15 protein-coding genes are annotated in these 14,219 nt (G+C 59.2%); 8 read left to right on the top strand and 7 right to left on the bottom strand.

What is annotated here, in order from left to right; translation table 11 throughout:
• Nucleotides 1-75 precede the first annotated feature (75 nt).
• Together WCX49_RS08025 and WCX49_RS08030 are read left to right on the top strand one after the other, a co-directional pair.
• Nucleotides 76-462 (top strand): hemerythrin domain-containing protein, encoded by a 387-nt coding sequence (locus tag WCX49_RS08025; protein ID WP_345984579.1) that lies wholly within the window; start codon nucleotides 76-78, stop codon nucleotides 460-462.
• On the top strand, nucleotides 455-1,300 hold the full coding sequence (locus tag WCX49_RS08030; RefSeq protein ID WP_345984580.1) for an aldo/keto reductase: 846 nt from the start codon (nucleotides 455-457) through the stop codon (nucleotides 1,298-1,300). Before WCX49_RS08025 ends, WCX49_RS08030 begins: the two co-directional genes overlap by 8 nt.
• Nucleotides 1,301-1,659: 359 nt before the next feature.
• Here WCX49_RS08030 and galU read toward each other — a convergent pair whose 3' ends face one another.
• The 5 genes from galU to WCX49_RS08055 are packed head-to-tail and all read right to left on the bottom strand — an operon-like array spanning nucleotide 1,660 to nucleotide 7,579.
• Entirely contained in the window at nucleotides 1,660-2,511 is an 852-nt protein-coding gene (gene galU / locus WCX49_RS08035) for a UTP--glucose-1-phosphate uridylyltransferase GalU (protein ID WP_345984581.1), read from the bottom strand.
• Nucleotides 2,508-4,283, bottom strand: a complete 1,776-nt coding sequence (locus tag WCX49_RS08040) for a sugar phosphorylase (protein ID WP_345984582.1) — start codon at nucleotides 4,281-4,283, stop codon at nucleotides 2,508-2,510. Before WCX49_RS08040 ends, galU begins: the two co-directional genes overlap by 4 nt.
• 3 nt (nucleotides 4,284-4,286) lie before the next feature.
• Complete coding sequence (locus WCX49_RS08045; RefSeq protein WP_345984583.1) at nucleotides 4,287-5,504, bottom strand: glycosyl transferase; 1,218 nt, start codon at nucleotides 5,502-5,504, stop codon at nucleotides 4,287-4,289.
• Nucleotides 5,497-6,777, bottom strand: coding sequence for a DUF4147 domain-containing protein (locus WCX49_RS08050; RefSeq protein WP_345984584.1), 1,281 nt, complete (start codon nucleotides 6,775-6,777; stop codon nucleotides 5,497-5,499). The genes WCX49_RS08045 and WCX49_RS08050 overlap by 8 nt, the downstream gene beginning before the upstream one ends.
• A complete protein-coding gene (locus WCX49_RS08055) occupies nucleotides 6,770-7,579 on the bottom strand; it encodes an HAD-IIB family hydrolase (protein WP_345984585.1) in 810 nt (269 codons plus the stop codon). Before WCX49_RS08055 ends, WCX49_RS08050 begins: the two co-directional genes overlap by 8 nt.
• Nucleotides 7,580-7,722: 143 nt before the next feature.
• Between WCX49_RS08055 and WCX49_RS08060 the strand changes: the two genes are divergently transcribed.
• From WCX49_RS08060 to WCX49_RS08075, 4 genes are all read left to right on the top strand, one after another.
• A complete protein-coding gene (locus WCX49_RS08060; protein ID WP_345984586.1) occupies nucleotides 7,723-8,475 on the top strand; it encodes a TIGR01458 family HAD-type hydrolase in 753 nt (250 codons plus the stop codon).
• 58 nt (nucleotides 8,476-8,533) lie between these two features.
• Nucleotides 8,534-9,136 carry a hypothetical protein gene (locus tag WCX49_RS08065; RefSeq protein WP_345984587.1) on the top strand — a complete coding sequence of 201 codons (603 nt, stop codon included), beginning with the start codon at nucleotides 8,534-8,536 and terminating at the stop codon, nucleotides 9,134-9,136.
• A 15-nt stretch (nucleotides 9,137-9,151) separates the two neighbouring features.
• Nucleotides 9,152-9,586, top strand: coding sequence for an ankyrin repeat domain-containing protein (locus tag WCX49_RS08070; protein ID WP_345984588.1), 435 nt, complete (start codon nucleotides 9,152-9,154; stop codon nucleotides 9,584-9,586).
• Nucleotides 9,587-9,707: 121 nt separating this feature from the next.
• Nucleotides 9,708-10,337 (top strand): HAD hydrolase-like protein, encoded by a 630-nt coding sequence (locus WCX49_RS08075; RefSeq protein WP_345984589.1) that lies wholly within the window; start codon nucleotides 9,708-9,710, stop codon nucleotides 10,335-10,337.
• Nucleotides 10,338-10,373: 36 nt separating this feature from the next.
• On the opposite strand, the gene ald is transcribed toward WCX49_RS08075, so the two are convergent.
• Entirely contained in the window at nucleotides 10,374-11,471 is a 1,098-nt protein-coding gene (ald, locus tag WCX49_RS08080; protein WP_345984590.1) for an alanine dehydrogenase, read from the bottom strand.
• A 246-nt stretch (nucleotides 11,472-11,717) separates the two neighbouring features.
• On the opposite strand from ald, the gene WCX49_RS08085 reads away from it, so the two are divergent.
• The gene (locus WCX49_RS08085; protein ID WP_345984591.1) at nucleotides 11,718-12,641 is read left to right on the top strand and encodes a glutaminase; all 924 of its coding nucleotides are present in this window, start codon (nucleotides 11,718-11,720) and stop codon (nucleotides 12,639-12,641) included.
• A 168-nt stretch (nucleotides 12,642-12,809) separates the two neighbouring features.
• On the opposite strand, the gene WCX49_RS08090 is transcribed toward WCX49_RS08085, so the two are convergent.
• Nucleotides 12,810-12,965 (bottom strand): hypothetical protein, encoded by a 156-nt coding sequence (locus tag WCX49_RS08090; protein WP_345984592.1) that lies wholly within the window; start codon nucleotides 12,963-12,965, stop codon nucleotides 12,810-12,812.
• A gap of 249 nt (nucleotides 12,966-13,214) precedes the next feature.
• Here WCX49_RS08090 and WCX49_RS08095 point away from each other — a divergent pair, with 249 nt between their 5' ends.
• Entirely contained in the window at nucleotides 13,215-14,219 is a 1,005-nt protein-coding gene (locus WCX49_RS08095; protein ID WP_345984593.1) for a MoxR family ATPase, read from the top strand.

The raw sequence follows: 14,219 nt of genomic DNA on the forward strand, positions 1-14,219 counted from the left end.
TCCGTGCGATACAGGGGCATCGCATGAAAGTTGCATAGGGCGCGTTAAAGCCACGGCAGTGCAAAGGAGCATCGAATGGAAGAGCTGACACTCGGCATAGAGGTGATGGACCAGACCCACGCAGACTTTCTGCAGCAGCTCACCCTTGTCAAAGCGGCTTCGGGCAGTGACTTTGTCGAGGGGTTCTCCGCGCTTGTCGAGCATACGGAAGCCCACTTCGCCATGGAGGAAGAGATGATGCGGAGCCTCGGGTTCTACGGTCTGCAGGAGCACCTGGACGAGCATGAGACCCTGCTCTCCGAAATGCGCTACTTCCTCCAAAAAGCACGAAAGCTTCCCCCCTTCGGGCGCTCCTATATTGATGACTACGCCTATGAAAAATTCCGGCGCCACATTATCAATATCGACTCGCAGCTGGCGATGTTCCTCAAGACAGTCGAAACGGAGAAAGTTTATGGTTAAGACGCTTCACACGCGCGCCGGCATCGAGATGCCGACACTCATCTACGGGACGGCCTGGAAAAAAGAGCAGACGGCCCCCCTGGTCGAAGCGGCGCTGCGTTGCGGGTTCCGCGGCATCGACACCGCCTGCCAGCCCCGCCACTACCATGAGGCCGGCGTCGGCGAGGCCCTTGAAGTGATGCGCGCCGAGGGGATCGAACGCGAAGCGCTCTTCCTGCAGACCAAGTTCACCCCCGTAGATGGGCAGGACCCCGAAAACACCCCCTACGACCGGAAAGCCCCGCTTGCGGAGCAGGTCCGCCAATCCTTCCGCGTTTCGCAGGACAATCTGCGTACCGATTACGTCGATTCGTATGTCCTGCACTCGCCGCTCTTCCCCTTTGCGCAGCTGCTTGCCGTCTGGCGCGCCATGGAGACGATCGCAAAAGAGGGCAATGCGCGGCAGCTCGGGATCAGCAACTGCTACGATCTGCGCACCCTGCAGCGCCTCTTTGACGAGGTGGAGATCAAGCCGGCGGTGCTCCAGAACCGCTTCTACGCCGATTCCGGCTACGATGTGGAGCTGCGCGCTTTCTGCGACGCCAACGCCATCCGCTACCAGAGCTTCTGGAGCCTGACCGCCAACCCCCACCTGCTCGGCAGCGAGCCGGTCATCCGCGCCGCGATGGCCCGGCGCATCGGCACCCCGCAGATCTTTTATGCGTACCTCATCGCCAAAGGGATCACCCCCCTAGACGGCACAACCTCATCCGTGCACATGCAAGAAGACCTGCACGTCTCGGAGATCCGCCTGGCACCCGACGAGATTGCGGCGATCGACCGGCTGATCCTCTCATGAGCCCCAAGCGCATTTTGGCACCTGCGCTACCTTTTGTACAGCCCCAAAAGGCAATTGGTTAAAAGTTAATCATAAAATTGCATAGGGTGCCTGACAAATATTCTATACTGTGTGTACCCGTAAAAGGGTAAGCATTCCGATGCGATTGATTTGTATCAGACTTTCACTGGAAAGTCGAGCCATTACGTTTTTGTTCTTCTACTCCCTTGCATTCGCGGTGCTGCTGACACCGCGAGCCTTTCACCCTTACATCACAACAATACATTCGGTTCATACATCAGGATGGACGGTAAAACCGTGCGACCGAACCGGCCGTCACGCCGCAGCGGTATGGAGGGGGTTCCGCGGGGGGGGGAAGGTTACTGCTTCTGCGCTTTCGCTTCGGCTTTCTTTTCGAGTTCGTAGAAGTAGTTCGTCGCTTCGACGAAACCGTCGACGCTGCCGCAGTCGAAGCGCTTGCCCTTGAACTTGTAGCCCAGGACCATCCCCTTTTTCGCCTGCGTCAGCAGGGCGTCGGTGATCTGCAGTTCGCCGTTCTTGCCCGGCTTGGTGTTTTTGATCACCTCGAAGATATCCGGGGTGAGGATATAGCGGCCGATAATAGCGAGATTGGACGGCGCTTTGTCATTGTCCGGTTTTTCGACCATGTCGTCGACCATGAAAACACCCTCTTCGATCTCGCGCCCCGCGATAACGCCGTATTTATAGACCTGGTCCTTCGGGACCTCCATGATGGCGACGATGCAGCACTTGTACTTGTTGTACAGCTCCACCATCTGCTTGAGCACCCCGTCGCCCTTGGGGTTGATGCACAGGTCGTCGGCGAGAATAACGGCAAAAGGGTCGCTCTCGCCGACCAGGACTCTGCCTTTGTAGATGGCGTCGCCCAGCCCCTTCATCTCGTTCTGGCGCGTATAGGTGAAGGTGCAGCTGTCGATGAGGCGGCGGATATCCTTGAGCAGCGACTCTTTCGAGGAACCCTTGATCTGATGTTCCAGTTCGTAGCTGATGTCGAAGTGGTCGGTAATGGCCCGCTTGCCGCGCCCCGTAATGACGGCCATGACGTCACAGCCGGCCTCGTTGGCCTCTTCCACCCCGTACTGGATCAGCGGCTTGGTAAGGATGGGCAGCATCTCCTTGGGCATCGCCTTGGTCGCGGGCAGAAAGCGCGTACCGTACCCGGCAGCGGGAAATAGACATTTTGTAATCATTCAAACTCCTTTTCATTGATGATGGGCAGTGCCTGGTTGCAGCACGCCTCGAACGCCTCGACATCGATACGGCATTTTAGCCACATCACCCCGTAACTTTCAATCTGCAGCGTCTCCGACGTTACATAGATATTACTGATGCACTCCGTCGATGGCAGCTCAAGATAATCGGGCAGACGGAACTCGACCGTCTCGTCGCTGAAGTTGTGCACGGCCAGGATATGGCTGTCCAGTTCGCGGCTCTCGCGCTGGAGACAGAAAAGCGACGGGTGCAGGTCCAGGAAGATGAACGGACCGAAGGGGTCGAAGGCCGTTTCGTTGATCCGGATGGAGAGCAGCCGCTTGTAGGCCAGGTAGACCCGGCGCTCCAGGCTCCCCTCTTTCTGCAGCTGCGCATCGAGCCAGTTGGAATTGAACTTCTCGCGGTTGATGGAGCGGTTGATCCCCGTCATCTTGACGCCCTGGAGGTAGTTGCGCGATCCGAACAGCGAATGGAAATAGATCCCCGGCACCCCCGGCATCGCAAGGGCCACGGCCTGGGTCAGCAGCATCCGTTTCGCCCGGACGGCATCGTCTTCTTCGGGCGGCGTGAGCAGATCGATATAGCTGCAGTTGAGTTCGTAGGGGCTCTGCGTCCCGTCGGCATTCGCCCGGTACGACACTAGGCCGCCCGAACGTTTCGCCGCCGCCTCCAAGGTCGCGATATCCTCGATGTCAAGGATCTCGCTGACAGGACGCAGCCCCACCCCGTCATGCGAGGCGGTAAAGTTGAAGAAGCAGACCTTGTCGCTGGGCAGCGTCAGTGTACGCGCCCAGGAGAGCAGTTTGGCCGGGTTCCCCGTCAGGACCGAATACGCCAGCAGCGGGGGGAGCGCGAAGTTGTAGACCATCTGCGCCTCGTCGTCGCCGCTGCCGAAATAGGAGATGTTCTCCTGGTGCGGTACGTTCGTCTCGGTAATGATGATGACTTCGGGGGCGACCTTGTGCAGCACCTCCCGCATCAGCTGGATCAGTTCGTGGGTCTGCGGAAGGTGGACGCTGGTCGTACCGATCTGCTTCCAGACAAAAGCGATCGCATCCAGCCGCAGCAGCGTCGCCCCCTTCTCGATGTAGAAGAAGAGCGCGTCCAGGACGGCCAGCAGTACCTTGTAGTTGGCGTAATTGAGGTCGACCTGGTCCCGGCTGAACGTCGTCCAGATATAGCGGATGCGCCCCTCGGCGTCTTTGAACTCGTGCAGCAGCGGCGAGGTGCGCGGCCGTACGACCGAGCTCAGGTCCAGGGAGGGGTCGGCGTCGATAAAAAAGTTCGCGTAGTCGGGATCGCCTTCAAGGTACTTCTTGAACCAGTCGGAAAACTGGGAGACATGGTTGATGACCGCATCGAACATCAGGCGGAAATGGGTACCCAGCTGCTCCACTTCGCTCCAGGAGCCGCAGTGCGGGTCGACCGCCTTGTAGTCGACGACGGAAAAGCCGTCATCGGAGGAGTAGGGGTAAAACGGCAGCAGGTGTACCGCGTTGACGAGCCCGTCGATATGCGACACCAGGAAGTCGTTGAGCTCTTTGAGCGGCGGTTCGGGCGGACTCTGCACCTGGTCGCCGTAGGTAATGAGAATGGCATCTTTCTCGCTGAGCTGGTAGGGATGGGACGCAATCCGGTCGCAGTAGGTGTTGATCAGCTCCCGGATGCCCTCGTAGGCGCGCTCCGCGTCTTCGGGCGCGTAGAGGACCGTCAAACGCTCCCGTATCGAATGCGGTTCGTACTGGATCATGCGCTACGCCTCCTGCGCATCCAGGGCGACGGCACGGGCAAACTTTTCCGAGAACTCCGGCAGTACCGATCGGACGGTAATCCACGGGGACATCGACGGCACCCCGAGCGGATTCTCGAAAAACTCCTTGGCCGCTTCCTCGATGGCGTCCTGGAAGGCTTCGACGGCGCTGATCTCCTTTTCACGGTTATACTCGAGGCCGTTGAGCTTGGAGAGCGCCACGTACTTGGAGATCTCGAAACGCGACTCCTGGAAGTATGTCGCCAGCAGGGTCTTGAAGTGCGACTCCGTAAAGACGATCCCCTCCTGCGCCATCACCCGGAAGAGCGCCTTGGCGATGTCGCCGGCCATCTTGTAGACGCCGCCGCCCTCTGCCTTGTTGCCGAGGTCCTGGTGCTTGTGCTCGTAGGTATCCATAATCTCCGTCTGGCAGATACGGCGGTTTGAGGTGTTCTTGTAGACTTCGCTCAGCGTCGAGACCTCCAGCCCCCAGGTCGGTGAAATCGCGATACCGCGCCCCAGCGAACGGATAAAGGCGAACTCCCCCGAAAGCGCGTAGCGGAAGCTGTCCATGTATTCAAGGTAGCGGTTCGTGCCCATCACCTTCTCCAGGGCATGGATCAGCGGGGTGTAGAAAAGGCGCGTCACCCGGCCGTGAAGCTTGTTCGTCACCCGGGAGTAGTACCCTTTGTTGAACTCGTAGTCCAGCGCCGGGTGGACGATGGGGTAGAAAAGGCGGGCGACGATCTCGCGCGAGTAGTTGACGATATCGCAGTCATGCAGGGCAAAGGCGTAGTTTTCCTCCCCCGTCAGGCCGTACCCGATCATCGTCCAGACGTTGCGCCCCTTGCCGGGGTCTTTCAGGCAGGGGAACCCTTCGCGGGTCAGCTCCGCGTAGAGCTCCTGGATGCGGGGGCCGTCGTTCCAGAGGACCTCCACTTCGCAGGGGAGCTGGACCATCAGCTTCTTGACTTCGAGGAACTGTTCGCGGGTCGCACGGTCAAGGCCCAGGATGATGCGGTGCAGGTAGCGGACATGCTTGAGCTCTTCGATGATCGTATGCATTGCCGGAGTCTCGAACTCGCTGTAGAGTGCGGGAAGCAGCAGGACCATCTTCCGGCGTTCGGACATGCGTTCCAGGTCCTTCTCCATCGCTTCGAGGCTTCTGTCCCCTACCCGTTGCAGTGACGTGATCACCCCGTTTTGAAAAAAGTCAGCCATTATCCTCTCCTTTGTAAGCTATGACAACATCCATGACGTTGGTGCCGGTGTAGCCGGTCTTGATAAGGGCCTCTTTGCCCGAGAAAAAGGTGTTGGAGTCGAAACGCACCAGGGCGTCGTCGATCTCCTCCGGAGTGCACTGCCGATAGAGGGCATCGGAGATGCGTGCCCCGGCCGCATCCGAATTGCCGTCGATCCCGTCGGTACCGGCACATATGATATCGTAACCGATATTTGTTTTTAAACGTTTCAAACAATGAAGGGCAAAATGCTGGTTCCGCCCCCCTTTTCCGTTGCCGGAGACCGTCACCGTTGTTTCGCCGCCCTGCAGCAGCAGGGTGCCCGGCGGCAGCATCTCGAAGCGGCGGCAGAATGCCTCCGCCGCTTCGGCCACGTCTCCCTGGATGGGGGTTTCGATGATCCGGACGTCCCGGCCGTGCTCGACGCCGCAGGCCGCCGCGGCTTCCAGCGCCTGCTTGTTGCTGCCGATCATCAGATGTGTCACGTGCGGCAGCGGTGCCGTCGGCGTTTCGGGCATGGTACCGGCTTCGCCCGCCGCCAGGACGCCGCGTGCCGTGGCAGGGAGTCTCTCAAAAAGCCCTTTCTCCTTCAGCATCGCCGTGACACCGGCATAGGTACTGCGGTCGCAGTAGAGCGGGGCCGACCCGATGGTCTCGAGGTCATCCCCGATGACGTCGGAGACGACCAGCACGACCACGGTCGCCTTTGTCATCTGTGCCAGCCGCCCCCCTTTGATCATGGAGAGATGTTTTCGCACGCTGTTCGTCTCCCCGATGCTGCAGCCGTTCTCCAAGAGCAGCCTGGTGGTCTCCGCCATCGCGTCGAGCGTTACCGGCGGCTGCGGTTTCTCAATCAGCGCGGAGGTGCCGCCGCTGAGCAGGAAAAGGATCAGCTCACCCTCTTCAGCCGCCCCAAACTGTGCCATCAGCTGCTCGGCCGCCGCGATGCTCTCTTCGGAGGGGATGGGGTGCGTACCGTGCACGTAGCGGCAGTAGCGCAGCGGGCGTTCGGCTTCGGGCGTGACGATCACCCCGCCGGCGATGCGCGCCCCCAGAATGCCTTCGCACGCCTCGGCCATCGGGAGTGCCGCTTTCCCCGCGCCGCAGAGGTAAAGGCGGCCGTAGCGCTCGAGGTCATACCGCTTGTCATCGATGGAGAGGATTCCGTCATGAAGCTGCATCCGCTCCGGGAGCATCTGCTGCGGCATCACCGCATCGACGGCAGCCTCGAAGAGGGCTGGGAGCTCAGGCAACACCGAAGAGCTCCTGCAGCACGGCATTCCAGCCTCTGGGCCCAGGATAGGGTGCCTTGATGAGATTGGGCAGGTTGATGGCGGCATAGCTGCCGTCGTGTTTGGGAATCAACACGGGGATGTCGACGCTCTGCAGCATCGAGAAGTCGTTCTCGCTGTCCCCCAGCGCGATGGATCTGAAACGGATCCCCGTCGACGCTTCGGCGCGCTCGAGCAGTGCTTCGACCGCACTCCCTTTGCTCTGGTTCCGCCCGATGAGATGGTAGAAACGCCCCCCTTTCGTAATCATGAACCCCTCGGCCGATACGGCTGCGACCAGGTCGTCAAGCAGGCTTTCGTCTTCCATAATAAAGGGTTCGGAGCAGTAGCGCGTCTTCGCCATCACGGCGCCTTCGCTCTGCAGCCCCGTGCGTTCGGCCACCTCGTCATGGTGCATATGCGAGAAGCCTCTCAGACGGAAGCGGGTTTTCAGGTTGTCCAGCAGGTTCGTACAGGCGTCATAGGCGGCACCCAGGGTGATCACTTCGTAGTCGGCCTCATGGTCCGCACCGTAAAAGCGGCTGCAGCAGCGCGGGATGAAGATCGCCCCGCCGTTCTCCACGATGAAGGGGGCGCAGAGTCCCATCTTCTCCTGGAGTTTGACGGCTTCAGGCTGCGTTTTGCTGGTGACGAAAACCAGCGGTATCTCTTCACGTATCAGGTAGTCGATCGCGGGCTGGGCCGCCGAATGCGAGTAGGTTTCGTGATCAAGCAGTGTGGCATCTAGGTCAGTGAAAACGATGTAGTGCGGCGAATCAGACATTCGCTTGGCCTTGCATGTTTGTCATGTCCCCATTGTAACATCACTGCCGCCGTTATACGCTGGATGCCTGCCTCCTTTTTAGGCACACCTTAAGGGCCCCCTGGGGTATACTTCAAAAATATCCCGGGAAAAGAGGACATTTTATGAACACTTCGATCATCAAAGGCGTCCTGTGCGACATCGGCGGTGTGCTTTACGAAGGCGACACCCCCTATCCCGGTGCCATCGAAGCGGTCGCGCGGCTCAAAGCAGGCTATCCCGTCCGCTTCCTGACCAATACGACTCAAAAGACGGGTGCGGAGGTCGTGGCAAAGCTGCAGAAGATGGGTTTCGGCATCGAAGCCTCGGAAGTGATCACGGCCCTGGACGTCACCAAAGCGTACCTCATCGAGCGCCGAAGCCGGGCAACCTTCCTGCTCACGGACGCCGCCGAAGCGTTTTTCGAGGACCTGCCCGACGCCCCCTGCCGCTGCGTCGTCATCGGCGATGCCCAGGAGAACTTCACCTATACGCGTCTCAATGAAGCCTTCCGGACCCTGATGGAGGGCGGCGAGCTTCTCGCCGCCGCGAAGAACCGCTATTTCAAAGACCATGGCGGGCGTCTCAGCATGGATGCCGGCGGCTTCGTCGCGGCCCTGGAATACGCCTCGGGCAAAACCGCGACGGTCATCGGGAAACCGAGCACGGACTTCTACCGCCTCGCCTGCGCCCGGATGGGCGTGGCGCCCGAAGCGGCGGTCATGATCGGCGACGACGTCGAAAGCGATGTCGGCGGCGCACAGGCGGCGGGCCTTCAGGGCATCCTCGTCGAAACGGGCAAATACACCCCGTCCGATCTCGCACGCGGTATCACCCCCGACGCCGTTTTCCCCTCCCTCGCCGCGGTCACCCTCTAAAAACCCCGGAACCGGACTTGCATATCCTCCTTGCACTAACGAGGAGGAGTTTCTATATATGACGATTGATGTCAACGTTAAAGCAACCAATGAGGATTTTCTCGACGAGATCGACGAGATCATCGAAGATACGATGGTGCAGATCTTTTTTCTGCAGCCCGAAGACGAAGCGGCCCTGGAAAAGGCCAAGGAGGATGCCGAGGAGTATACGGCCCTCTTCTACACTGCCCCCATTGCCCTGGGTGAGCAGTCGGATACGAAATGCGTCGGCTACCGCGTCAGCAGTGCCGACGAGCTGCGTGCGTCTTCCATTGCGGACAAGCCGCTCTTTGTGGATGAGACCGCGCTGGACGATGCCCTCCGCAGCCTGCTGATTGAACGCGGCGACCAGGGGGTCATCCTCAACGCCACGCAGGCGCACGACGACCTCGAACAGTTCTTCGTGGCCATCGGCCCCTCCAATGTCGGCGCCTTCGACCACGAGGTCCTCGCCGGACTCTCCATGGACAAGATCATGCTGCAAAGCGGCTTCCCCGAGCACGGTTTCGACGAGATCTTCCCGGCGGTCAAAACGATCTCGGACGCGATGTTCCGCCCCGAGCACAGCATTATCGCCCGGGCGACCAAGCACGCCCTCGCCCTTGCGGGCCTGAAAAAATAGTCCAAGGAGACGACCGTGACCGAAACCACACTGACATGGCTGGAAGCAAACGACTACGACGCCGGGAACCTTGACCTTCAGGGCAGCTACGGCAACACGGCCCTGATGAAGGCCGCCCGCGAAGGCAATGCCGCAATCGTGCGCGAGCTGCTCGATGCCGGTGCGGACATCATGCTCAAAAACGTCGACGGCAACACGGCGCTGTGGCTCTCCTGCTTCGGCGAGAACCCCGAGGTCGTCTCCATGCTCATCGACGCGGGCATCGAGCTTGACACGGCGAACGTCAACGGCGTCACCTCGCTGATGTACGCCGCGTCCAGCGGCAAGGAGGCGATGGTCAAGATGCTCGTGGACGCGGGCGCCGACGTCGCTATCAAGAACCCCGACGACTTCACGGCCCTCGACCTCGCCGTCACCCCGAAGATCCTCCGCCTGCTGCGGAAAAAATAAATCCGGACGGGCTTCCCTTCCGGCGACTTGCTTTCCATCTCTTCATCCGTACTACTGACAGATACGTCCCTCACTGTATAATAGGTGATAATAAGTGTAAAAAAACCTTAGGGGAGAAGCCGTGAAATACAAGCTCGTCATTTTCGATTTCGACGGTACCCTTGCCGACTCTTTTCCCTTCTTCCTGCACGCCGTCAACGCCCTGGCGGAAAAACACCATTTCAGAAAAATAGACCCGGAACAGATCGAGACCCTGCGGCACTATGATGCGAAACGCATCATCAGACAGCTCCGCATCCCCTTATGGAAAGTGCCGATCGTCGCCGCCGTTTTCAGGAAGAAGATGGCACGGAACGTCGGCGACATCCCCATGTTCCCCGCGGTCACGGAGATGCTGTGCGCCCTCTCGGAACGGGGTATCATGCTCAGCCTCGTCACGAGCAACTCGCACGACAATGTCCTGAAAATCCTGGGAGAGGAGAATACGGGGCTGCTGCGCTACCCGCAATACGGCACAAGCCTGTTCGGAAAAGCGTCCAAGCTGAAATCCATCCTGCGAAAAAGCGGCGTCAACGCGGAAGATGCCATCTATATTGGTGACGAGATCAGGGACCTGAACGCCGCGCGGGCCGTCAATATGGATTTCGGTGCCGTCGCATGGGGGTATACGAAAGGGGATGCACTGATGGAGCACGCCCCTGAAGTGATGTTTTACACTGTCGGGGAGATTGCAGAGAAGCTGGCGCGCTGAAATACGTGCTTGCCGTTGGTTCAGGCCCGAAGGCCTTTACAGCTCGCAGTATTCGAGCCCGTGCGCTTCGGCGACGGCCAGGTTGGTGAGCTTGCCGTCGTAGGTATTGAGCGCACTGTGCAGCAGCGGGAATTTCGCGTACGCTTCCTCGCCGCCGAACTCCGCCAGTTTCAGCAGATACGGCAGCGTCGCGTTCGTGAGCGCCATCGTCGAGGTGCGCGGGTACGCCCCCGGCATATTGGCGACACAGTAGTGTACGACCCCGTCGACAACGTAGGTCGGTTCGGTGTGCGTCGTCGCCCTGGAGGTTTCGAAACAGCCGCCCTGGTCGATGGAGACGTCGATCAGGACACTTCCTTCGCGCATTTGGGAGAGCATCGCCTTGGTAATCAGCTTCGGCGCTTTTGCCCCGGGGATGAGCACCGTACCGATGATGACGTCCGTCGTCGGCAGCAGCGATTCGATGGCGTCGGTTGTACTGTACAGAGTACTGACATTGGCCGGGAGCACGTCGTTGAGGTAGTGCAGGCGTGCCAGATTGATGTCGAGGATCGTCACCTTCGCCCCCATCCCCGCTGCAACCTGCGCCGCGGAGATCCCGGCGACACCGCCGCCGAGGATCATCACGTTGGCCTTTTCGGTCCCGACGACCCCGCCGGGCAGGATACCGCGGCCACCCTGGTAACGCCCCAGGTAGAAGCCGCCCATGATCGCCGCCATCTTCCCGGCGACCTCGCTCATCGGTTCGAGCAGCGGCAGACGACGGTCAACCTTGAGCGTCTCGTAGGCGTAGGCTTTGATCTTCTTTTCCAGCAGGAATTTCGTCTGCGCTTCATCCGCGGCAAGGTGCAGGTAGGTAAAGAGGGTCTGCCCCTCCTTGAACAGAGGGTACTCCTGTGCGATCGGCTCTTTGACCTTGACAATAAGCTCCGCCGCGTCGAAGACGGCCGCAGCCCCTTCCAGCAGCTCGGCGCCGGCCGCGGCATAATCATCGTCGCTGAAGCCGCTCCCCTCGCCCGCACTGGACTGTACATAGACCGTATGGCCGTTTTTGACCAGCTCCTTGACCCCCGAAGGCGTCACCGCCACCCGGTACTCTTCCGTTTTGACCTCTTTGGGTACGCCGATCTTCATGGGAAACCCCCTGTCATCGATAATGTCAATATGTGTATATTCTACAATCATGGTGCATGAATGGTTCCCGTAGAGGATAATTTTTCTCAAAACCAAAGAAAATTGACAGTTTGGCATCAACTTTCCGGGGAACGGCCGTTTTCTTCTACTCTTTCGACATGCACTGCTGCGTCTTTGGCGACCGCAAGCGCTATTTTTCCAATTTTGATACACTACACTAATATCTTGCGCGTACAAGGACGCATTATGGACTACCAGGCCGTACTCAACGAGATCGCCGAAGAGATCAGGCCCTATGTCGGTGAGGGGAAAGTCGCCGACTACATCCCCGCCCTGGCGGAAGTCGACCCGCACCAGTTCGGGATGACGCTGACCCTCTTTGACGGGACACAGTACAGCGTCGGGGACGCCGATACCCTCTTCTCGATCCAGAGTATCTCCAAGGTCTTTACCTTCACGCTGGCGCTCGACGCCTACGGCTACGACCTCTACCGCCGCGTCGGCCGCGAACCCTCGGGCAACCCCTTCAACTCCCTCGTGCAGCTCGAATACGAACACGGCATCCCCCGCAACCCCTTTATCAATGCCGGGGCCATCAACGTTACCGACGCACTGATCTCGCACTACGGTTCCGTCGCCCTCACCTCCAAAGAGATCCTCGGGTTTATCCGGGAGATTGCCGGCAACGGGATAATCGAGAGCGACAAGGTCGTCACGGAGTCGGAGATGCAGCACGGTTTCCGCAACCGCGCGCTGGCAAACCTGATGAAGAGTTTCGGCAACCTCGACAATGACGTCCTGGAAGTCGTGCATACCTATTTCGAGCACTGCGCCATCGCGATGAACACCCGTACCCTCTCCCGCGCCATGCTCTACCTCGCCAACCACGGCGAAGACCCTATTACGGGCAAAAAGTTCATCACCCCGCAACAGGCCAAGCGGATCAACGCCGTTATGCTTACCTGCGGCCACTACGACGCCTCGGGCGATTTTGCCTTTCATGTCGGTCTGCCCGGCAAAAGCGGTGTCGGCGGGGGCATCGTTGCCGTCATCCCGAAAAAGCTGAGCCTCTGCGTCTGGTCGCCGGCGCTGAACGAACAGGGCAACTCCCTGGCGGGCACGAAAGCGCTGGAACTCTTTACCAGTAAAACGGGATTGTCGATCTTTTAGGAGGAGCGTACCGGGGAGAACCGGTACGTATTTTAAACATAGGCAAGCGGCGGCAGGTTGTATGGAGGAGAATGTGCCGCCGGGGGTGGTGCTAAATACCGAGGTCTTAAAAGGGCACCCCTCAGGCCGTTGGCGCAAGGGGCTTCAGGGGTACCCTCACAGAAGATTTCAGTCCCAGAGGATCTCTTCGCAGCAGTCCGCCAGGGCATCAATGCAGTCAAACTCTTCGTTGAAGTGCATGCTTTCACAGTTGCAGTCATCATAGTGGTGCAGCAGGTGGTTAAAACTAAAATCTTCCAGTTCAATCATTTCACATTCAAACATTTTGTATCCTTTAGGCGGAGTCTCTCGGGCTCCTAGATTTACCCCTACTGATACAATTCGTGTTCCCGTTTTTCACTCCAGATATATGCAATTTTCATACTAAAATTAAAATATTACGACAATTTTGTCATATTTGTCAGAAAAACCCGGATATTTGTCATTAAACAGACTCTTTTTATCTCTTTTAACCCGTTCGTATCAAAATTGCAAAGGCGTCGGCGATAACTATATAGTATTGCAAGGACCGCCATGAACCCGATAAGCACGAAACGCTCCCTTACCCACCTCACCGACCGCAAGGTACCCGTCTTCCTCTGGGGGCCTCCGGGCATCGGCAAATCCTCCATCGTCGCCCAGATCGCCAAGGAGAAGAAGATCTCCTACATCGACCTGCGTCTCTCCCTGCTCGACCCGACCGACCTGCGGGGTATCCCTTTCTTCAATGCCGATTCCGGCGAAGCCGTCTGGGCCCCCGCCTCCTTCCTGCCCGATGGCAGCGAGAAAGAGGGGATCCTCTTCCTCGACGAGCTCAACACCGCCGCCCCGATGGTGCAGGCCTCGGCCTACCAGCTCATCCTCGACCGCAAGATCGGCGAGTACAAGCTCCCCGACGGCTGGGCGATCGTCGCCGCCGGTAACCGCGAAAGCGACCGCGGTGTCGTCTTCCGTATGGCCGCGCCGCTGGCCAACCGCTTTGTGCACCTGGAGATGGAAGCAAGCGTCGAAGACTGGAAACAGTGGGCCGTCGGTGCGGGGATCGATCCCGCCATCATCGCCTTTATCTCCTACCGCCCCGACGCGCTCTTCACCTTCGGACAGGGCAAGGACGACAGCCGCTCCTTCGCAACGCCGCGGACCTGGGAATATGTTAACGAAATCGTCGCCTCCGAACCCGACCCCGACCTGATCATGCCCCTGGTCGCCGGGGCTATCGGCGAAGACCTCGCCGCGGCCTTCCTCGGCTTCAAAGTCGTCGCGGGCGAGCTCCCCGACCTCGACGGCATCTTTGACGGAAGCGTCTCCGCCGTCCCATCCGAACCGGCAGCCCTGCATATGCTCAGTACCGCCCTGGCCATGCGCGTGGGCGAAGGGACCAGCAGCAAGAAGCTCAACAATCTCATCGCCTACACCCTCAAGATGCCGGGCGAATTCGCCGTCATGATCATCCAGGACCTGCGCGAACGCAAGATCGAGCTCGATCACGTCGACAGCTGGACGCTCTGGATGCGCCAGTTCAACAACCTTCTGCGCTAA

The organism is Sulfurimonas sp. HSL-1656 (genome assembly GCF_039645585.1).
Taxonomy (GTDB): Bacteria; Campylobacterota; Campylobacteria; order Campylobacterales; family Sulfurimonadaceae; genus Thiomicrolovo; species Thiomicrolovo subterrani.